Source organism: Streptomyces sp. Root1304, assembly GCF_001426405.1.
Taxonomy (GTDB): Bacteria; Actinomycetota; Actinomycetes; order Streptomycetales; family Streptomycetaceae; genus Streptomyces.
In genome coordinates this window covers 680,676-700,599 of record NZ_LMEP01000012.1, presented here as the reverse complement: position 1 = coordinate 700,599, position 19,924 = coordinate 680,676, and the positions used below count along the sequence as shown (strand labels likewise).

18 protein-coding genes and 1 pseudogene are annotated in these 19,924 nt (G+C 72.7%); 12 read left to right on the top strand and 7 right to left on the bottom strand.

What is annotated here, in order from left to right; genetic code table 11:
* Positions 1-11 precede the first annotated feature (11 nt).
* From ASD33_RS16035 to ASD33_RS16020, 4 genes are all read left to right on the top strand, one after another.
* Positions 12-1,127 (top strand): energy-coupling factor transporter transmembrane protein EcfT, encoded by a 1,116-nt coding sequence (locus ASD33_RS16035; RefSeq protein WP_242427008.1) that lies wholly within the window; start codon positions 12-14, stop codon positions 1,125-1,127.
* On the top strand, positions 1,124-2,944 hold the full coding sequence (locus tag ASD33_RS16030) for an ABC transporter ATP-binding protein (RefSeq protein WP_079044802.1): 1,821 nt from the start codon (positions 1,124-1,126) through the stop codon (positions 2,942-2,944). Before ASD33_RS16035 ends, ASD33_RS16030 begins: the two co-directional genes overlap by 4 nt.
* Complete coding sequence (locus tag ASD33_RS16025) at positions 2,941-3,858, top strand: ECF transporter S component (protein ID WP_056559524.1); 918 nt, start codon at positions 2,941-2,943, stop codon at positions 3,856-3,858. The genes ASD33_RS16030 and ASD33_RS16025 overlap by 4 nt, the downstream gene beginning before the upstream one ends.
* A 286-nt stretch (positions 3,859-4,144) precedes the next feature.
* Positions 4,145-4,546: a transglycosylase SLT domain-containing protein gene (locus tag ASD33_RS16020; protein WP_056559521.1), complete on the top strand. Its 402-nt coding sequence runs from the start codon at positions 4,145-4,147 to the stop codon at positions 4,544-4,546.
* A 109-nt stretch (positions 4,547-4,655) separates the two neighbouring features.
* Here ASD33_RS16020 and ASD33_RS16015 read toward each other — a convergent pair whose 3' ends face one another.
* On the bottom strand, positions 4,656-5,825 hold the full coding sequence (locus ASD33_RS16015; protein ID WP_056559518.1) for a steroid 3-ketoacyl-CoA thiolase: 1,170 nt from the start codon (positions 5,823-5,825) through the stop codon (positions 4,656-4,658).
* 228 nt (positions 5,826-6,053) lie between these two features.
* Between ASD33_RS16015 and ASD33_RS16010 the strand changes: the two genes are divergently transcribed.
* The 3 genes from ASD33_RS16010 (at position 6,054) to ASD33_RS16000 (ending at position 9,230) form a co-directional block, all read left to right on the top strand.
* A complete protein-coding gene (locus ASD33_RS16010) occupies positions 6,054-7,301 on the top strand; it encodes a cytochrome P450 (protein WP_056559516.1) in 1,248 nt (415 codons plus the stop codon).
* 106 nt (positions 7,302-7,407) lie between these two features.
* Entirely contained in the window at positions 7,408-8,553 is a 1,146-nt protein-coding gene (locus ASD33_RS16005) for a DUF2330 domain-containing protein (protein ID WP_079044800.1), read from the top strand.
* Positions 8,550-9,230, top strand: coding sequence for an O-methyltransferase (locus ASD33_RS16000; protein ID WP_056559513.1), 681 nt, complete (start codon positions 8,550-8,552; stop codon positions 9,228-9,230). The genes ASD33_RS16005 and ASD33_RS16000 overlap by 4 nt, the downstream gene beginning before the upstream one ends.
* Positions 9,231-9,282: 52 nt before the next feature.
* Here the strand turns inward: ASD33_RS16000 and ASD33_RS15995 are convergent, their stop codons facing one another.
* A complete protein-coding gene (locus ASD33_RS15995) occupies positions 9,283-9,819 on the bottom strand; it encodes a hypothetical protein (RefSeq protein ID WP_242427007.1) in 537 nt (178 codons plus the stop codon).
* 173 nt (positions 9,820-9,992) lie between these two features.
* Here ASD33_RS15995 and ASD33_RS15990 point away from each other — a divergent pair, with 173 nt between their 5' ends.
* The gene (locus ASD33_RS15990; RefSeq protein WP_057573959.1) at positions 9,993-10,322 is read left to right on the top strand and encodes an antibiotic biosynthesis monooxygenase; all 330 of its coding nucleotides are present in this window, start codon (positions 9,993-9,995) and stop codon (positions 10,320-10,322) included.
* Between the two features lie 97 nt (positions 10,323-10,419).
* The gene (locus ASD33_RS15985) at positions 10,420-10,896 is read left to right on the top strand and encodes a GNAT family N-acetyltransferase (protein ID WP_079044850.1); all 477 of its coding nucleotides are present in this window, start codon (positions 10,420-10,422) and stop codon (positions 10,894-10,896) included.
* A gap of 15 nt (positions 10,897-10,911) precedes the next feature.
* Here the strand turns inward: ASD33_RS15985 and ASD33_RS15980 are convergent, their stop codons facing one another.
* Both ASD33_RS15980 and ASD33_RS15975 read right to left on the bottom strand, forming a co-directional pair.
* Positions 10,912-11,658, bottom strand: a complete 747-nt coding sequence (locus ASD33_RS15980; protein WP_056559503.1) for a hypothetical protein — start codon at positions 11,656-11,658, stop codon at positions 10,912-10,914.
* 153 nt (positions 11,659-11,811) lie between these two features.
* Positions 11,812-13,887: an MFS transporter gene (locus tag ASD33_RS15975; protein ID WP_056559499.1), complete on the bottom strand. Its 2,076-nt coding sequence runs from the start codon at positions 13,885-13,887 to the stop codon at positions 11,812-11,814.
* A 425-nt stretch (positions 13,888-14,312) separates the two neighbouring features.
* Here ASD33_RS15975 and ASD33_RS15970 point away from each other — a divergent pair, with 425 nt between their 5' ends.
* Complete coding sequence (locus ASD33_RS15970) at positions 14,313-15,110, top strand: peptidoglycan-binding domain-containing protein (protein WP_056559496.1); 798 nt, start codon at positions 14,313-14,315, stop codon at positions 15,108-15,110.
* Between the two features lie 185 nt (positions 15,111-15,295).
* The gene (locus ASD33_RS15965; protein WP_056559493.1) at positions 15,296-15,964 is read left to right on the top strand and encodes an HAD-IA family hydrolase; all 669 of its coding nucleotides are present in this window, start codon (positions 15,296-15,298) and stop codon (positions 15,962-15,964) included.
* A 22-nt stretch (positions 15,965-15,986) separates the two neighbouring features.
* Here the strand turns inward: ASD33_RS15965 and ASD33_RS15960 are convergent, their stop codons facing one another.
* The 3 genes and pseudogenes from ASD33_RS15960 to ASD33_RS15950 all read right to left on the bottom strand — a co-directional run.
* Positions 15,987-17,204, bottom strand: coding sequence for a HAMP domain-containing sensor histidine kinase (locus ASD33_RS15960; protein ID WP_056559490.1), 1,218 nt, complete (start codon positions 17,202-17,204; stop codon positions 15,987-15,989).
* Positions 17,197-17,994, bottom strand: coding sequence for a response regulator transcription factor (locus ASD33_RS15955; RefSeq protein ID WP_079044799.1), 798 nt, complete (start codon positions 17,992-17,994; stop codon positions 17,197-17,199). Before ASD33_RS15955 ends, ASD33_RS15960 begins: the two co-directional genes overlap by 8 nt.
* 189 nt (positions 17,995-18,183) lie before the next feature.
* A pseudogene (locus tag ASD33_RS15950) lies at positions 18,184-18,843 on the bottom strand (VanZ family protein); the annotation flags it as partial.
* A gap of 312 nt (positions 18,844-19,155) precedes the next feature.
* Between ASD33_RS15950 and ASD33_RS15945 the strand changes: the two are divergent.
* A complete protein-coding gene (locus tag ASD33_RS15945; protein ID WP_056559486.1) occupies positions 19,156-19,806 on the top strand; it encodes an HNH endonuclease family protein in 651 nt (216 codons plus the stop codon).
* The last annotated feature ends 118 nt before the right edge of the window (positions 19,807-19,924 follow it).

Below are 19,924 nucleotides of genomic sequence, written 5' to 3'. Positions count from 1 at the left end.
CGGCCGCTCGCGTGTTCACGGCCCGGGGCGTGTTCACGGCCCCCGAGGCGAGTCGGGCCAATGCCCTGCATGCCGGAGCCTGGTGGCTGTGGGCGCTCGGGCTGGCCGTCGCCGCCTCCCGGACCACCAACCCGCTGCTGCTCGGGCTGCTCGTCGGGGTCGCCGGCTATGTCGTCGCGGCCCGGCGCACGGACGCGCCGTGGGCCCGCTCGTACGGCGCGTTCGTGAAGCTCGGTCTGTTCGTCGTCGGCCTGCGGGTCGTGTTCTCGCTGCTCCTCGGCTCCCCCATCCCGGGGACGCACGTGCTGTTCACGCTGCCCGAGCTGCCGCTGCCCGCGTGGGCGGAGGGCATCCGGATCGGGGGGCGGGTGACGGCCGAGCAGCTGGTGTTCGCGCTGTACGACGGCGCGAAGCTGGCGACGCTGCTGATCTGCGTGGGCGCGGCGAACGCGCTCGCCAACCCGGCGCGACTGCTGAAGTCGCTGCCTGGCGCGCTCTACGAGGCCGGGGTCGCCGTCGTCGTGGCGATGACCTTCGCGCCGAACATGGTCGCGGACGTCGCCCGGCTCCGTACCGCCCGGCGTCTTCGCGGGCGCCCCACGGGCGGGGTGCGTGCGGTGCTCCAGATCGGCCTGCCGGTCCTGGAGGGCGCGCTCGAACGGTCGATCGCCGTCGCGGCCTCGATGGACGCGCGCGGGTACGGGCGGACGGCGCGGGTCCCGGCCTCGGTACGCCGCACCACGAACGTACTGACCCTGGGCGGTCTGCTCGGCGTCTGCGCCGGTTCGTACGGGCTGCTCGCGGCGGAGGGCGCCGGTTACGGGCTGCCGCTGCTCGCCGCCGGGCTGCTCGCGGCCATGGCCGGGCTGCGGCTCGGCGGGCGCCGCACGGTCCGCACCCGCTACCGGCCGGACCACTGGGGGCTCCGGGCCTGGCTGGTCGCGGGCTCCGGGGTGGCGGTCGCGGTCCTGATGATCTGGGCGAACCAGTACGCGCCCGAGGCCCTGCACCCCGGGGTCGTCCCCCTGGAGGCGCCGGAGCTGCCGCTGTGGCCGGCGGTGTCGGTCCTGGTGGGCCTGCTGCCGGCGTTCGTGGCCCCCGTACCGCCCGGCAAGGAGAACGCGTGATCCGCTTCGAGAACGTCTCGGTGACCTACGACGGGGCCGCCGGACCCACCCTGCGGAACGTCGACCTCACCGTCCCCGAGGGTGAGCTGGTGCTGCTCGTCGGCCCCTCGGGCGTCGGCAAGTCGACGCTCCTCGGCGCGGTCTCCGGGCTCGTCCCCCACTTCACGGGCGGCACGCTGACCGGCCGCGTCACGGTCGACGGCCGCGACACCCGCACGCATCCGCCGCGCGAGCTGGCGGACCTGGTCGGCACGGTCGGGCAGGACCCGTCCGCGCACTTCGTCACCGACACGGTCGAGGACGAGCTCGCGTACGGGATGGAGTCCCTGGGCCTGGCGCCGGGCGTCATGCGGCGCCGCGTCGAGGAGACCCTCGACCTCCTCGGCCTCGCCGAACTCCGCGACCGCCCGATCGCCACGCTCTCCGGCGGGCAGCGGCAGCGGGTCGCGATCGGCTCCGTCCTGACCCCGCACCCGAAGGTCCTGGTCCTCGACGAGCCGACCTCCGCACTGGACCCCTCGGCGGCGGAGGACGTCCTCGCGGTCCTCCAGCGCCTGGTCCACGACCTCGGCACGACGGTCCTCCTGGCGGAGCACCGCCTGGAGCGGGTGGTCCAGTACGCGGACCAGGTCATCCTGCTGCCGGACGCGGTGATGGGGCCGCCGGCCGGGATGATGGCGATCTCACCGGTCCATCCGCCGGTGGTGGGCCTGGGCAGGGTGGCGGGCTGGGATCCGCTGCCGCTGACGGTGCGGGACGCGCGGAGGCGGGCGGGGGGACTGAAGGAGCGGCTGGAGGGGGTGGAATTTCCGGCCCGTCCGGCGTTCGAGGACCGGGGTCCGGGGCGGAGCCCCGGTTCCGGGAAGTGGGGGTCCCCCCACGCCACCGGGCGTAGGGGGAGGGGTGAGGGATTCCACCTCTTCAAGCGGCGCCGCACCGCCCCCGTACCCACCCCCACCACCCCTCTCGTCCTCACCGACCGCCTCGCCGTCCGCCGCGCCCGCGTGGAAGCGCTCCGCCGCGTCGACCTCACCGTCGCCCCCGGCGAGACCCTCGCCCTCATGGGCCGTAACGGCGCCGGAAAGTCCACCCTCCTCTCCACCCTCGTCGGCATGATCGAACCGACGTCCGGCACCGTCCGCGTCGCCGGCCGCACCCCGCACACCACCGACCCCCGCGAGCTGATCCGCCAGGTCGGCCTGGTCCCGCAGGAGCCCCGCGACCTGCTGTACGCGGACACCGTCGCCGCCGAGTGCGCGGCGGCAGACACGGACGCGGGCGCGGCGCCCGGGACCTGCCGGGCGCTGGTGTCCGAGCTGCTGCCGGGCGTCGCGGACGACACCCACCCCCGGGACCTGTCCGAGGGGCAGCGCCTCGCCCTGGCCCTGGCCGTGGTGCTGACGGGCCGCCCCCCGCTGCTGCTGCTCGACGAGCCGACCCGCGGCCTGGACTACGCGGCGAAGGCCCGTCTCGTCGCCCTGCTCCGTACCCTCGCCGCCGAGGGCCACGCGATCGTGCTCGCGACGCACGACGTGGAGCTGGCTGCGGAGCTGGCGCACCGGGTGGTGATCCTCGCGGACGGCGAGGTGGTGGCGGACGGACCGACGGCGCAGGTCGTGGTGTCCTCGCCGGCGTTCTCGCCTCAGGTGGCGAAGATCCTCGCCCCGCAGCCGTGGCTCACGGTGGAGCAGGTGGAGGGCGCGCTGCGCGCATCTTCGGTACAGCTGCGCGCATCTTCGGTACAGCTGCGCGCATCTTCGGTACAAGGGGAGAGCGCGCTGCGAGATCCCGCGGCACAAGGGGAGAGCACACGGTGAGCACCCGCCCCACGGCCAACCGTCCCGCCACCACCCGCCCCGTCCGCCTCGGCCCTCGCTCCGTCACCGCCCTGCTGCTGGTCTCCGTCGTCGGGCTCTTCGCCATCTGCTGGCCCCTCTTCGCGGACGCCGGTTCCGCCGTGACGACCCACGCGGCCGACGCCCCGTGGCTCTTCGCCGCGCTGCTGCCGCTGCTGATCGCGGTCGTCGTCGCGACGATCGCGGACTGCGGGATGGACGCGAAGGCGGTGGCGATGCTGGGGGTGCTCGCCGCCGTCGGCGCGGCACTGCGGCCGCTGGGAGCGGGGACGGCCGGCCTGGAGCCGATGTTCTTCCTGATGGTGCTGAGCGGCCGGGTCCTGGGGCCGGGCTTCGGTTTCGTCCTCGGCTCGGTGACGATGTTCGCGTCCGCGCTGCTCACGGGCGGTGTGGGGCCCTGGATGCCGACGCAGATGCTCGCGATGGGCTGGTTCACGATGGGCGCCGGCCTGCTGCCGGGGCCGGACCGCTTCCGGGGCCGGGGCGAGCTGCTGATGCTGTCCGTGTACGGCTTCCTGGCGGCGTTCGCGTACGGCACGGTCACCAATCTGTACGGCTGGGTCACGATCGGCGGCGGCGAGGCGGCGGCGGCCGGGGGCGAGGGCGGCGGGATCTTCTTCCTGCCGGGCGCCCCGGCCCACGAGAACCTGGCCCGTTTCCTCGCCTTCCTCGTCGCCACCTCGCTCGGCTGGGACCTCGGCCGTGCCGTGCTGACCGTGGTCCTGACCGTCACGGTCGGCGGGACGCTCCTGAAGGCCCTGCGGCGGGCGACGCGGCGGGCGAACTTCGAGGCCCAGGTCACATTCGAGACCCCCGAGAAGGCCTCCGCGAGTGAGGCGGCCCATAGGACCTACGTCACGTACGACGTGGAGTAGTAGCCCGGAGGTACCCGCGCAAACCGCCCACAACGGGTGATGACCTGCGGAAACATCTGAACCGGACCCCGGGTGTCCCACCCCCCGGGTCCGAACCTTCCTCGTACAGGGGGTCATTGCGTCGGCGTTCCGACCCTGCTTGTCTGGTGGACGTCGCCAGGCAGCCGGTGCTCACCACAGCGCCTCGGACGGCCGGTTCCCTCCAGTTCCCGGGTCCCCCGGGCTCTGGTTCCGGCTTGCCGAAATCGCCTGGCGCACCCCTTGTCCCCGAAGTTAGGCAGAAACCTTGATCCGCTCGATCACCACTCGTGTCGCCGCCCGCAAGAAGTCCATCGCCGCCTCCGCAGCCGTGCTGCTCGGCGCGTCGGGTGCGGTGCTGGGCACGACGGGCGCCGCCTCGGCCGCCAGCCCGCAGGACATCGCCCGGCAGATCGTCCCCGCCTCGCAGTACCAGTCCTTCAGCAAGATCGTGTCCCACGAGTCCGGCTGGAACCACAAGGCCACCAACTCCTCCAGCGGCGCCTACGGCCTCGTCCAGGCCCTTCCGGCCTCGAAGATGTCCTCGGCCGGTTCCGACTGGAAGACGAACCCCGCCACCCAGATCAAGTGGGGTCTCAACTACATGAACGAGCGCTACGGCTCCCCGAACGCCGCCTGGGCGTTCTGGCAGGCCAACGGCTGGTACTAGGAGTCACCGCCGCACCGCGCACCCGCAAGGCCCCGCCTCCCGTCAGGGAGGGCGGGGCCTGCGGCGTTTTTCCGCCCACGACCGCCGGAACCCCGGAGGGCCGCGGCCGCTACAGCCGCTGGATGATCGTCCCGGTCGCCACCGCCCCGCCCGCGCACATCGTGATCAGCGCGAACTCCTTGTCGGTCCGTTCCAGCTCGTGCAGGGCCGTGGTGATCAGCCGCGCGCCGGTCGCACCGACGGGGTGCCCGAGGGCGATGGCGCCGCCGTTCACGTTCACCTTCTCCAGGTCCTGGTCGAAGACCTGCGCCCAGCTGAGCACCACCGAGGCGAAGGCCTCGTTGATCTCGACGAGGTCGATGTCACGCAGCGACATCCCGGCCTTGCCGAGGACCGCGCGCGTCGCGTCGATCGGACCGTCGAGGTGGTAGTGCGGGTCCGCCCCGACCAGGGCCTGGGCGACGATCCGGGCGCGCGGGCGCAGCTTGAGGGCGCGGGCCATGCGCTTGGAGGCCCACATGATCGCGGACGCGCCGTCGGAGATCTGCGAGGAGTTGCCGGCGGTGTGGACGGCGGTCGGCATGACGGGCTTGAGCCTGCCGAGGCCTTCCATGGTGGTGTCGCGCAGGCCCTCGTCCCGGTCGACGAGCCGCCACATGCCGTGGCCCGCCGCCTGCTCCTCCTCGGTGGTGGGGACCTGCACGGCGAAGGTCTCGCGCTTGAAGCGCTCCTCGGCCCAGGCGTTCGCGGCCCGCTCCTGGGAGAGGAGCCCGAGGGAGTCGACGCGCTCACGGGTGAGGCCCCGGTTGCGGGCGATGCGCTCGGCGGCCTCGAACTGGTTGGGGAGGTCGACGTTCCACTCGTCGGGGAAGGGCTTGCCGGGTCCGTGCTTGGAGCCGGAGCCGAGCGGTACGCGCGACATGGCCTCGACGCCGCAGCTGATCCCGATGTCGATGACGCCGGCCGCGACCATGTTGGCGACCATGTGGCTGGCCTGCTGCGAGGAACCGCACTGGCAGTCGACGGTGGTGGCGGCCGTCTCGTAGGGGAGGCCCATGGTGAGCCAGGCGGTGCGCGCCGGGTTCATGGACTGTTCTCCGGCGTGGGTGACCGTACCGCCCACGATCTGTTCGACGCAGTCGGCGTGGATGCCGGTGCGTCCGAGGAGTTCGCGGTAGGTCTCGCCCAGGAGGTAGGCGGGGTGAAGGTTGGCGAGCGCGCCTCCGCGCTTGCCGATGGGGGTGCGTACGGCTTCGACGATGACGGGTTCCGCGGCCATGAGCTCGTCCTCTCCTCGACCGGACGGGGCGTCCCGGCATCCCGTCGGTCGGCGTCACGGGGGAACTAGTACGCGTTCTAGTTCTGAGTGCAGTCTTATGACTGCTACCGCGGGTACGCAAGGGTCCGGGAGGCAACAGTTCCCGTTCCGCCCCTTGCCACTTGTAGAACTCGTTACTAACTTTTCCGACAACACCTGACGGTCCATCAGATGTGGAGTGTGTTGCCGATGCCCTGCCCCCATCTCCCCGAAGGGTTCGACGCCACCGATCCCGATCTGCTCAGCGACCGCGTCCCCTTCCCGGAGTTCGCCGAACTGCGGCAGACGGCGCCCGTGTGGTGGTGCCCGCAGCCGGCCGGCATCACGGGTTTCGAGGACGAGGGGTACTGGGCCGTCACGCGTCACGCGGACGTCAAGTACGTGTCCACGCACCCGGAGCTGTTCTCCTCGAACCTCAACACGGCCGTGATCCGCTTCAACGGGAACATCCAGCGGGAGCAGATCGACGTCCAGAAGATGATCATGCTCAACATGGACCCGCCCGAGCACACCCGGGTCCGCCAGATCGTCCAGCGCGGCTTCACCCCCCGGGCGATCCGCACCCTGGAGACGACCCTCGGCGACCGGGCCCGCGCCATCGCCGAGGAGGCCCGGCGGAGCGCCGACTCCGACGGCACCTTCGACTTCGTGACCCGGGTCGCCGTCGAGCTCCCCCTCCAGGCCATCGCCGAACTCATCGGCGTCCCCCAGGAGGACCGCTCGCGGATCTTCGACTGGTCGAACAAGATGATCGCGTACGACGACCCCGAGTACGCCATCACCGAGGAGGTCGGCGTCGAGGCCGCCATGGAGCTCATCGGTTACGCGATGAACATGGCCGCCGACCGCAAGGCCTGCCCCGCCGCCGACATCGTCAGCCAGCTCGTCGCGGCCGAGGGGCAGGGCAACCTCTCCTCCGACGAGTTCGGCTTCTTCGTCCTGTTGCTCGCCGTCGCGGGCAACGAGACCACCCGCAACGCCATCAGCCACGGCATGCACGCCTTCCTCACCCACCCCGACCAGTGGGAACTCTTCAAGCGGGAACGCCCCGCGACCACCGCCGAGGAGATCGTGCGCTGGGCGACCCCCGTGGTCTCCTTCCAGCGGACCGCGACCCAGGACACCGAGCTCGGCGGGCAGCAGATCCGCAAGGGCGACCGGGTCGGCCTGTTCTACTCCTCCGCCAACAACGACCCCGAGGTCTTCACCGACCCCGAACGCTTCGACATCACCCGCGACCCCAACCCCCACCTGGGCTTCGGGGGCGGCGGACCCCACTTCTGCCTGGGGAAGTCCCTCGCGATCAAGGAGATCGACCTGATCTTCAACGCCCTCGCGGACGCCCTGCCCGACCTCACCCTGGTGGGCGAACCCCGCCGGCTGCGGGCGGCCTGGCTCAACGGCGTGAAGGAACTCCGGGTCCGCGCCTCGGGGTGAGGGACGTCCAAACCCCCTGGACCGTCGACCCGACCGTCGACCCGCCCGCACCGATCCCCGCCGGGTGGGACGGAACCGGATCATCACCGGTCACGTCCCACCCCGCATGCGGGGGACACAACGAATCACACGTACACCGGGGGCGCGGGCGCACCGCGTCCTCGCCGTCCTCGTCGCGCTGCTCGCGCTCCAGCTCGGCTCGCTCGTCGCGCCGGCGTACGCCTGCGGCTGCGGCGCGATGATCCCGTCGAAGGACCAGCGCATCGGCGTCGACCGGGAGGAGTCGGCCGTCCGCTGGGACGGCCGCGCCGAGACCGTCGTCATGCGCTTCAACGTCCACGGCAACGCCGAGCACGCCGCCTGGATCATGCCCGTACCGAGCCGCGCGGGGGTCACCCTCGGCGACCCCGGGCTCTTCGACGCGCTCGACCGGCTCGCCGAGCCCGAGCAGCGCGACCGCTTCCACTTCTGGCCGCGCGTGGGCGAGTGGCCCCTCACCCGGGACCGCGGGGACGGAGCGGGGGCCCCGGCGCCCGGCGCGGCCCCCGGCGTCGGCGTCGTCGGCCGCGAGCGGCTCGGCCCCTTCGACGTGGCCCGGCTGACCGCCACCGACCCCGGGGCCCTCGGCGACTGGCTGCGCGCCAACGGATTCGAGCTGCCCGAACGGCTGACCGGCGCCCTCCAGCCGTACGTGGACCGGAAGTGGGAGTACGTCGCGGTGCGGCTCGCTCCCCAGGAGAAGGGAGCCGTCCTCCACGGCGAACTCACCCCGCTCCGCATCACCTTCGCCTCCCCCGAACTCGTCTACCCCATGCGGCTCTCCCGTCTCGCGAGCACCCGGCAGACCCTCGGCCTCTACGTCCTGGCCGAGCACCGGATGGAGCCCCGCTCCCCCATCGGCGGCGACCGCCCCGAGGTCACCTTCGCCGGCCGGATCGAGCGCCCCGAGGGCGCCGTCGCCGCGCTCGCCGGGGACCGGCCGGTCCGACTGACCGTCCTGGAGCAGGAGTTCCCGCACCCGGAGCGCATCGACGACGACCACCACCTGCGGACCGTCGCGGACACCCCGTACCGCCGGGTCGAGTACACCGACCGGCTGCTGACCGTGGCCGGCGGCATCCCCGTCTGGCTGCTCACGGTCGGCGGCGGGGTGCTGCTCGCGGTGGTGGCGGCGCTCCTGGCGGTACGGGCGGGGCGACGCCGCGCGGGGACCCCGTCCGGCTCCGACGCCGGTGTACGTTCGTCCGCATGACGAACTCTCAGCCGGACCCCCGATGGACCGAGGTCGACGACTACTTCGCCGGGACGATCGCCCCCGGTGACGAGGTGCTCGCCGCCGCGCTCGCCGACTCCGCGGCGGCGGGGCTGCCCGAGATCGCCGTGGCACCCAACCAGGGCAAGCTGCTCCATCTGCTCGCGCTGACCCAGGGCGCCCGGAACATCCTGGAGATCGGCACCCTCGGCGGCTACAGCACGATCTGGCTGGCCCGCGCGCTGCCGGCCGACGGCCGGCTGATCACCCTGGAGTACGACCCGGCGCACGCGGCCGTGGCCCGCGCGAACATCGCGCGCGCCGGCCTGGACAAGCGCGTCGAGGTCCGCACCGGCGCGGCCCTCGACAGCCTGCCGGAGCTGGAGGCGGAGGGCGCGGGCCCCTTCGACCTGGTCTTCATCGACGCCGACAAGGTCAACAACCCGCGCTATGTGGAGTGGGCGCTCAAGCTGTCCCGCCCCGGCACGGTGATCGTCGTCGACAACGTCGTACGCGGGGGCCGGATCACCACCCCGCACCCGGACGACCCGGCGATCACCGGCACCCGCGAACTCTTCGAACTCGTGGCCCGCGAACCCCGGCTGGAGGCGACGGCCCTCCAGACGGTCGGAACGAAGGGCTACGACGGCCTGCTGATCGCCCGCGTGACGGACTGACGCCGACGGGGCCGGCGGCCACCGGTGACGGCTGCCGCGGGCCCCGGCCGGGTCAGCGGTAGTCGTCGGGGTGGCCCTGCATCCAGGTGTTGATGTCGTCCCGGGTGCCGAGCAGCAGGGTCTGGTGCTTCTTCAGGTTCTCGAAGGACGAGTCACCGCCGAGCTTCTTGTCGAGCTCCGCGATCAGCGCGATCGGCTCGGGGAAGTGCCCGGGGCCCTTGGGGTCCGCCTTCATGGCCCGGTCGAGACGGTGGAGTTCGTCGTCGACCCTGCCGAGGAAGTACGCGCAGTCGCCCGGGGTGCACGAGTCGTCCAGGGTCGCCTGAAGCCCCGCGAAGGCGTCACGGACCCGGCTGACCGGCTCGGCGTCGGCGTCGGCATCGGCATCGGCCCCGGGGTTCGCGGCGGCATCGGTCCCGGGGTTCGCGGCGGCGTCGGCGGCGGCCGTCGTCGTGGGGCCGCCGCCCGGCCGGTCGTCGCTCTTCGCGGGCCCCCCGCAGGAGACGCTGAGCGCCCCGAGCAGCAGGACGGCGACGGCCGCGCCCCGCACCGCGGGCATGCGGCCGGAACCGGACTCGGACAGGAACATGGATCCCCCTGATCACCTGATGATCATCGAATGACGTGACCCTACACACCGCTGCCGACACCCGGCCCGCGCCACCTTCACGCCGTCCCGACGGGCCGGTGTAGGAGACTGCGGGTACGTACGTGATCAAGGCCGGGCGCAGCGCCCGGCGCGTGCTTGTGACGAGGTGTCCTGTGCCCAGTGTCGTGAAGATCAACGTCCTGACCGTGCCGGCCGAGCAGCGTGAGGTGCTGGAGCAGCGCTTCGCGTCCCGCGCCGGGTCCGTGGAGGGCTCCGACGGATTCGAGTGGTTCGAGCTGCTGCGGCCCCTGGAGGGCACCGACCAGTACCTGGTCTACACCCGCTGGCGCAGCGAGGAGGACTTCCAGAACTGGATGAACGGCTCCATGAAGGCCGCCCACCAGGGCGGCGGCGAGGGCGGCGGCGAGCGGCCGAAGCCCGCCGCGTCCGGCTCCACGCTGTGGTCCTTCGAGGTCGTCCAGCAGGCGTCCCCGAAGAACTGAGGCGGGAAGGGCGGGGCCGTCCGGGGAGGACCGGCGGCCGGCGGCCGGGGCGAAACCCGGCTGCGCGCCGGGGCGTGCGCGCCGCAGAATGGCGCGCATGACCTGGATCTTCTCCCCCGAGCACGTCGGCACCCCGGACGCCACCGCCCTGCGCCGCGACTACTACGACGATGTCGCCAGCCGCTACTGGAAGCGGCCCGCGACCGAGGCCGAGATCGACGAGGGGCTCACCGGCGACGGGGTCGAGCTGCTGACCCCGCCGACCGGCCGGTTCCTGGTCGCCCGGTACGACGGCAAGGCGGCCGGCTGCGGCGGGGTCCTGCTCCTCGACACGGAGCGCGCCGAGCTGACCCGGGTGTTCCTGCGCCACGCCTTCCGGGGCCTGGGCGGGGCGGGCGCGCTGCTCGCCGCCCTGGAGGACGAGGCCCGCGCGCTCGGCGCCCGCCGGATGGTCCTCAACACGCGCCTGGACCTGGTCGAGGCGCGCGCCCTGTACACACGGCACGGCTACGCGGAGATCCCGGCGTACTGCACGGGCCCGTACATGGACATCTGGTACGGCAAGGACCTCTGACGCCCCAGCCCGGGGTCAGCTGCTCCAGACGACGACGTCGAAGGTGCCGCTCGTGTCGGAGGCCTGTCCGTCCAGTTCCTTGACGGTCAGCCGCGCGAGCCGGCCGTCGTTCGTCCGCGCGCAGACGACCAGACCCGTCTTGAGCTTCATGTCCTTCCCGGTCCCGAGGGTGTCGACGACGCCCGCGCAGTCCTCGTACGAGGGCACCTTCGCCGAGTCCTCCCACACGACCGCCTTGGCCCCGCGCTCGGGCCGCAGCATGTGACTGCCGAAGGGGTAGACGGAGAAGTCGTTGTCCTCGTTGATCTCGGACTCGACGGGCGGCGCCGCGTCCAGGTCCTTCGGCTCGGCGTACGCGATGGCCAGGGCGCCCTGCCACCCGATGACACCGGTCGGCTTGGCGGAGGGGGTCGCCGGGGCCGCCGCCGAGGAGGACGCGGAGGACGAGGGCTCCGGGGTCTGTGGGGCGGACGGTGTCTGCGTGGCGGGCGGTGCGGACGCGGCGCCGTTGTTGTTGCTGCTGTTGTTGCTGTTGCTGCCCGCGTTGTTGTCGTTGCCGTTGTTGCTCACCAGATACGTACCGACGACGCCGATGACCGCCGCCACCAGCGTGGCTCCCGCGCCGATCCAGGCCCCGCGGTGCGAGGCCGGACGCGGCGGGGCGGCCGGCGCGGGGACGCCGTATCCGCTCTGCCCGCCGTAACCGCCGTGCCCGCCGGGAGCGCCGTAACCGCCGTGGTGACGTGGCTCTTCGCTGTTCATCCTGACCGTCCCCCTGTGACGTGATCTTGAAGGGGACAGCGTACTGAGGGGTACTGAGCGACTGTCATGGCGGGCCGGGGCCGCCGGAGTTGGGCCCGAACCGGCCCCATGGTCCGCTCAGGCCCCATGGTCCGGCCAGGCCCCATGGTCCGCTCAGGCCCGGTGGTCGCGGGGCGGCTCCGGGGGGTGGGGGCGTTCCGCGTCCGAGCCGTTCATCTCGGCCGTCAGCAGTTCCACCAGCCGCACCAGGTCGGTCGGCCGGTCCGGCCCCCACCAGTCGCCGAGCAGCTCGGCGAGCGACTCCTCGCGGGCCGCCGCGAGCCGGGTCGCCACCCCGAGGCCCTCCTCGGTGAGGACCAGCTGGAGCCCTTCCCTGGCGACCAGCCCCCGTTCCTCCACCTGCCGGGCGGCCTCCGTGATGGCCCGCAGCGGTACGGGCACGGTCTCGGCGAGGCGGGCGGGCTCGACGGTGCCGTGGTGGCGGATGCGGAGCAGCAGCCAGCTCGCGGCGGGCAGCAGGTCGAGCCCGGCGCGGGCGGTGATCCTCTCGTAGACCGCCTTGCGTCCCTCGCGGGAGCCGAGGACGGACAGCGCGCGGGCGCATTCGTCGTACGAGGAACGCTCGACCGGGTTGGAGGCCAGGGTCTGGCTGGTGTCGGGCGCGGTGACGGACGCGCGCAGCTTGTCCTCCTTGAGGAACCAGGCGACGACGAAGGCGACGAGGACGACGGGCGCCGCGTACAGGAAGACGTCGGTGATGGAGGTGGCGTAGGCGTGCAGGACGGAGGGGCGCAGTTCAGCCGGGAGGGCGGCGATGGCGCGCGGGTCGGCGGCGACCTGCTCGGGGCCGACGCCGGGCGGGAGGGTCTGTCCGGCGGCGGTGGCGTCGGCGAAGACGTCGCCGAGCTTGCCGGTGAGCCGGCTGGTGAAGAGGGTGCCGAAGACGGCGACACCGAAGGACGCCCCGATGGAGCGGAAGAAGGTGGCGCCCGAGGTGGCGACGCCGAGGTCCTCGTACGAGACGGCGTTCTGCACGACCAGGACGAGGACCTGCATGACGAGTCCGAGTCCGGCGCCGAAGACGAAGAAGCAGACGCTCATCACCCAGGTCGAGCTGGTCTCCGTGAGCTTGTGCAGGAGCAGCAGTCCGAGGGCGGTGAGGGCGGTGCCGGCGAGGGGGAAGACCTTCCAGCGGCCGGTGCGGGAGACGATCTGGCCGGAGGCCGTGGAGGTGATCAGCATGCCGGCGACCATCGGCAGCATGTGGACGCCGGACATGGTCGGGGTGACGCCCTGGACGACCTGGAGGAAGGTCGGCAGATAGGTCATGGCGCCGAACATCGCGAAGCCGACGACGAAGCTGATGACGGAGACCAGGCTGAAGGTCCTGATCCTGAACAGCTTGAGCGGCAGGACGGGCTCGGCGGCCCGCCGCTCCACGTACACGAACCAGACGAGGAGTACGGCTCCGAGGACGGCGAGGCCGATGATCTGCGGCGACCCCCACGCCCAGGTGCTGCCGCCGAGGGAGGCGACGAGGACCAGACAGGTGGCGACCGAGGCGATGAGGAAGGTGCCGAGGTAGTCGATGGTGTGCCGGGTCGAGCGCACCGGGATGTGCAGCACGGCGGCGATCACGAAGAGCGCGACGACACCGATCGGCAGGTTGATGTAGAACACCCAGCGCCAGGACAGGTGCTGGGTGAAGAGGCCGCCGAGCAGCGGGCCGAGAACGCTGGTGGCTCCGAACACGGCACCGAACAGCCCCTGGTACTTGCCGCGTTCGCGGGGTGACACGAGGTCGCCGACGATCGCCATCGACAGGACCATCAGACCGCCGCCGCCGAGGCCCTGGACGGCGCGGAAGGCGATGAGCTGCGGCATGTTCTGGGCGATGCCGCAGAGGGCCGAGCCGATGAGGAAGAGGACGATCGCCGCCTGGAAGAGCTTCTTGCGGCCGTACTGGTCGCCGAGCTTGCCCCAGAGCGGGGTGGCCGCCGTGGACGCCAGCATGTAGGCGGTGACCACCCAGGACAGGTGCTCCATGCCGCCGAGCTCGCTGACGATGGTCGGCAGGGCGGTGGACACGATCGTCTGGTCGAGGGCGGCGAGCAGCATCCCGAGCAGCAGGGCGCCGATGGCGACGAGGACCGTGCGGTGGCTCTGCCCGTCGCCCGGCACGGGCGCGCCGCCGCCGTCGGGCGGCGACGTGCGTACTTCCTGGGCCATGGGCGTCTCCTCCGGCGTCTCCTCGGACCGACCTCGTACGGCCCCTTCATCCTGGTCCGAATGTCCGGTTATGGCCTGCGGAGGGCACGACTGTTCGCCCACTCGAAAGGGGCGGGCTGCATAATCGCTCGCAGTGGTATCGGGGAGGGGAACCCATCATGACCGGACACGTCTGTCCTGAATGCGGTGTACAAAGACCTGGCTGCGCCTGCGCCCAGGCGGAGATAGCGGCGGCGGAGGACTTCGACCCGCTCAGAATCAGGCCGTACGTGACGCTGGACTCGCCGGACGAGGGGGCCGCGTACGGGGCGGGGGGTGCGCACGAAAGCGGCTCCTGGAGTGCCTCCGGGAGCGGGGACCCGCCGACGGCCCAGCTTGCGGCGATCCGGCCGTATCCGGGCGACGCGGCGGCGGAGACGTTTCCGATGGAGGCGGCCCCGGTCGGCTTCCACCCCGGGGCCGGGGCCGCGGGCGGGGACCACCAGGCCGACGCGGGTGGGCCGATCGGCGGCGGCGACCCGTCCGAGACCATGCCGCTCCTGCTGCGCGGCGTCGGCGACGTACCGCCGGCTCCGGTCGTGGCGCGGCGGGGGCGCAAGCGGGGCGTGCTCGTCGCGGCGGTGGCCGCCGTCGCCGTGGCGGGCACCGCCGCGCTCGCGGCGGCCGTGCTCGGCGGCGGCGAGGAGACCGACGACCGGGCGGCCGTGCCCGAGGTGACCACGAGCGCGTCCCTGAACCTCGCCGTCTCGGAGGCCCCGTCCCCGTCCTCGGAGGCCCCGGAGCCGACGTCCTCCTCCCCCACACCGCACCGAACCTCCGAGTCCCCCTCGCCGACCCCCTCCGCCACCAGGACCACCGCCTCGCCGAGCCCCTCGGCGACCACGACCGGCGCGGCGGCGCCTCCGGCGACCGCCTCTCCCGAGAACCCGGTCGCACCGCCGACGACGACGCCGGCGACGACGCCGTCCCCCACGAAGACGAAGGAGGAGCCCGAGAAGGGCCTGACGCTGAGCCTCGGCTCGTCGGGGCCGGAGGTAAGGGACCTCCAGCGGCGGCTGACCGAGGTCGGGGTGTACGACGACCGCGCCGACGGCAAGTACGACAGCGGCGTGCAGGAGGCGGTGTGGCTCTACCAGTCGTACATGTACATCCAGGGCGACCCGGGCGGGGTGTACGGCCCGCACACGCGCGAGGTGCTGGAGCGGTACACGCCCTACATCTGAGGACCGGGGCGCGGGGCCGGGCCGCGCGGGGCCGGGCGCGGACCGGCATGCGACCGGCATGCGGACCGGTTGGCCAAGACCGCCCTCGGTTTTGTATCGTGGAAAAACAAAGTGGCCCCGCCCGCGAAACCCTGACCGGTGGGCGGGACCGCTTCGTTCTCCGCGCCACCCCCTCTGGAGACCCGATGGCCGCCACCACCCCGGCAACGCTCACCGCCCGCGCCCTCCTCCTCGACATGGACGGCACCCTCGTCAACTCGGACGCCGTCGTCGAACGCTGCTGGCGCCGCTGGGCCGACCGGCAGGGCCTCGACGGGGACGAGGTCCTCAAGGTGGTCCACGGCCGACAGGGGTACGCCACGATGGCCGTCCTCCTCCCGGACCGCCCGATGGACGAGAACCACGCCGACAACCGGGTGATGCTCGCCGAGGAGACCGCCGACCTCGACGGGGTCGTCCCGGTTCCCGGCGCCCCCGCCTTCATGGCCGCGCTCGCGGAGCTGCCGCACGCCCTGGTGACCTCGGCGGACGAGGCCCTGGCGCAGGCCCGGATGGGCGCGGCGCAGCTGCCGATGCCGGAGACCCGCGTCACCGCCGAGTGCGTCGGCGCGAGCAAGCCGGACCCGGAGGGCTTCCTCAAGGGAGCGGCCGAGCTGGGCTTCGCCCCGGCGGACTGCGTCGTCTTCGAGGACTCCGAGGCCGGCATCGAGGCGGGCCGGGCGGCCGGCATGCGGATCGTGGGCGTGGGCCCGCGCGCGGCGGCCTTCGCACCGGACGTGCACGTCGACGACCTCACCCGGCTGCGGGTGGAACGCACGGCCGACGGTTCGATCGCGCTGACCGTCCTGGCGTAGGACGGCGCGACTCCGGTCCGTCCTATCGGGCCGGTTCGCCCCCGGACGGCGCCCCCGGAAGCCGGACCGTGACGCGAAGCCCGCCCTCGGGGCGGGGGACGAGCTCCAGCGTCCCGTCGTGGGCGCGGACGATGCTCTGCACGATGGCCAGACCGAGACCGACTCCGGCGTGCTCGTCGGTGCGGACGCGTTCCGTACCGCGCCGGAAGGGTTCGATGAGGGCCGGCACCAGCTCCGGCGGCACCGGACGGCCGGTGTTCTCGACCCGCAGCACGCCCGTGTCGCCGCGGGCCTCGGTGTGCACCGTCACGATGCCTCCGGCGGGTTCGGCAGGTCCGGCGGGCCCTGCCTGCCCGGCGGGTCTGGCGCGTCCGGCGGGTCCGGCGGGTCCGGCGCGTCCGGCGCGTCTGGCGGGTCTGGCGGGTCCGGCGGGTCCGGCGGGCAGGTTGTGGACGACGGCGTTCTGGACGAGGTTCGTGACCATCCGCAGCAGGAGCTGCGCGGAGCCGCCGACCGGAGTCGCTCCGCCGGTGACGGTGAGCGTGATCCCGCGCTGTTCGGCGAGCGGGAGCAGGGTTTCGGCGGCTTCCTCGGCGACGAGGGAGAGGTCGACGCGCTCGCGGGTGACGTTCCCGCGCCCGCTGCGGCTGAGCAGCAGGAGCGCCTCGGTGAGATCGATCGCGCGGGTGTTGACGGCCTGGAGGCGTTCGAGGAGTTCGGCCCGGTCCCGTGTGGGGTCCCTGCGGGCGACATCGAGCAGCGCCTGAGAGATGGCCAGCGGCGTGCGCAGCTCGTGGGAGGCGTTGGCGGCGAACCGCTGCTGCTCGTCGACGTGGGACTCCAGCTGTTCGAGCATGGTGTCGAACGCGTCGGCGAGTTCGCGGAATTCGTCCCTGCGACCCTCCATGCCGACTCGGTGGGACAGCGATCCGCTCCCCGCCAGCCGCGCGGCGGCCGTGATCCGGGTGAGCGGTGCGAGCATCCGTCCGGCGAGGAGCCATCCCCCGACGAGGCCGAACACGAGCAGGAAGGCCATCGCGATGGCGGCGGCGGGGGCGAAGGTCCGCACGAGAAGGTAGCGGTTGGGCGAGATCCCGAGCAGGCCCTTCGAGGTGTCGGGGACGTAGCGCAGCAGGAACGCCCACACGACGGCGAGCAGGAGGGCACCGGCGACGGCGAGGAACCCGGCATAGCTGAGGGTGAGCTTCATCCGGACGCTGAGCCCGGGGCGCCTAGGCATGCGGGGGGCGCGGGTCGGGGCAGGTGTCGTCGGGACGGGGGTTGTCGGGGCGTGGGTTGTCGGGGCGGCCGGCGTCGGGACGGGGGTTGTCGGGGCGGCCGGCGTCGGGACGGTCCGGGCCGGCCTGCGGCCCGCTGTCGATGCGGTAGCCGACGCCCGGCACCGTGGCGATGATCCAGGGTTCGCCGAGCCGTTTGCGCAGGGCGGAGACGGTGATGCGGACGGCGTTGGTGAGGGGGTCGGCGTTCTCGTCCCAGGCCCGTTCCAGCAGCTCCTCGCTGCTGACGACCCCGCCCTCGGCGGCGACGAGCACGTCGAGCACGGCGAACTGCTTACGGGTGAGCGCCACGTACCGTCCGTCGCGGAAGACCTCGCGGCGGAAGGGGTCGACCCGCAGGCCCGCGATCTCACGGACCGGGGGCCGGACGTACGCGCGCCGGCGGTCGAGCGCGCGCAGCCGCATGACCAGCTCGCGCAGCTCGAACGGTTTGGTGAGGTAGTCGTCGGCGCCGAGCGCGAACCCGGAGGCCTTGTCGTCGATCCGGTCGGCGGCGGTCAGCATGAGAATCGGGATGCCACTGCCGGAGGCGACGATGCGCCGGGCCACCTCGTCGCCGGAGGGCCCGGGGATGTCGCGGTCGAGGACGGCGAGGTCGTACGCGTTGACGCCGAGCAGTTCCAGGGCGGTGTCGCCGTCACCGGCGATGTCGGCGGCGATCGCCTCCAGCCGGAGACCGTCACGGACGGCCTCGGCCAGATAGGGCTCGTCCTCCACGATCAGTACGCGCATGTCTGAAGCCTAGGTCGTGTCCGTGGGGCGGCGCCCGAGGCCGTCGGCTGCGCCGGGGTCGGGTCCGACGGCCGTCCGGGGGTCGGGCCGATCACCCCGGAGGGGTACGGGCTCGGCCTCCGCCGCGACGTTCCGGAGGTCGGGCCGCCCGTCCCGGAGCCGTACGGGCTCGGCCTCCGGCATGGTGCGGCGCCACCAGCGGCGTGAGGCCAGCGCCGCCAGGACGCAGCCGGCCGTGTTGACGAGTACGTCGTCCACAGAGGACACCCGGTCGAGGCGCAGGACGTACTGCGCCGTCTCGACCAGGACCGAGCAGCCCGCGCCGAGCGCCAGGACGCGCGGTACGGACGCCACCGCGGCGAACCGCATCGGGGCGAAGAACCCGAGGGACGCGAGGACCAGCAGGTTGCCGACGATCCCGAGCACCCCCATCGTGGCCAGGTCCCGCAGCGGCACCAGGCTGAACCGGCCGGGGACGACACCGGCGCCGGCGCCGGGCATCATCGTCAGCCACAGGAACGGCACCGTCCCGTGGACCATGCCCACCTCGGCCAGCGACAGCCGCCACGCCGACGCGACACCGGCCGCGCGCCGACGGCGCGCCAGGGCCCAGGCCACCAGCACCGCCAACGGCACCGTGACCAGGGTCATGAGCACCACACCGTTGAACGTGTCGTAGCAGCCGTGCCACTGGAAGGCCATGCACCGCGAGGCGGGCATCATGAGCATCCTGCGCAGCGGAAACAGGACGCTCCCCAGGCCGAGGACCGCGAGGGCCGCGAGACCGGCGAGCACGATCCCGCGCGCGCGGCGGGGCGGCGGGGCCGACACGGGTGCGTTGTGGTTCATGCCTCCTCCATCAGAGACGGTGGGCCGTTGCGACGGCGTATGCGATTTTCGATACGCCCGCGATACGCGCCCTCGACGCCCGCACGCGACCGCCGTCTCCCGGCGGGGATCCGCCCTTCCCGTGACACCCGGCGGAATCTGGCGCTCCGTCAGGACACGTCACACCCCTTGATGTGACGTGTCCATGTCGCCACTCTGTTACCTGGCGCACCCCCCACGGAAACCTCGCGCCGCCACGATGAACGGGCCGTCGCCCGGCACCCCACGCGGGGACGGCACCTGCCAAAGTCCCCCCACCTCAAGGGAGTTCACATGCCCGTCGGTAACGTCTACGCGCGTCGACTCACCGTCCTCGCCGCCTCCGCCGCCCTCTCCCTCACCGGCGTCCTCGCCACCGCCCCGACCGCCCAGGCCGCCATGCCCACTCCGGTCAGCGCCGCGACGGCGCGCACCTACCTGGCCGCCCTCACCGTGAAGGCGGAAGGTTCCACCTCGGGCTACAGCCGGGACCTCTTCCCTCACTGGATCACTCAGTCCGGCACCTGCAACACGCGCGAGACCGTCCTGAAGCGCGACGGCGTGAACGTCGTCACGGACTCCAACTGCGCCTCCGTCAGCGGAAGCTGGTACTCGGAGTACGACGGGGCCACCTGGACCGCCGCGTCCGACCTCGACATCGACCACATGGTCCCGCTCGCCGAGGCCTGGCGCTCGGGCGCCTCCTCGTGGACCACCGCGCAGCGCCAGTCCTTCGCGAACGACCTGACGCGGCCGCAGCTCATCGCGGTCACCGACAACGTCAACCAGGCGAAGGGCGACCTCGACCCGGCGAAGTGGCTGCCCTCGCGGACCGCCTACCGCTGCACGTACGTCCGCGCGTGGGTACAGGTGAAGTACTACTGGAAGCTCAGCGTCGACTCCGCCGAGAAGAGCGCCCTGCAGTCGGTCCTCAACGGCTGCTGAACGCACCTCCCCTGACAGCACGTCGACATCGGCCGTCGGAAAAGTGAACCTCACCACACACTTTCCGACGGCTGAATGTTGAACTTGCAAGTATTACTGAGGGGTGCCTAACCTGACG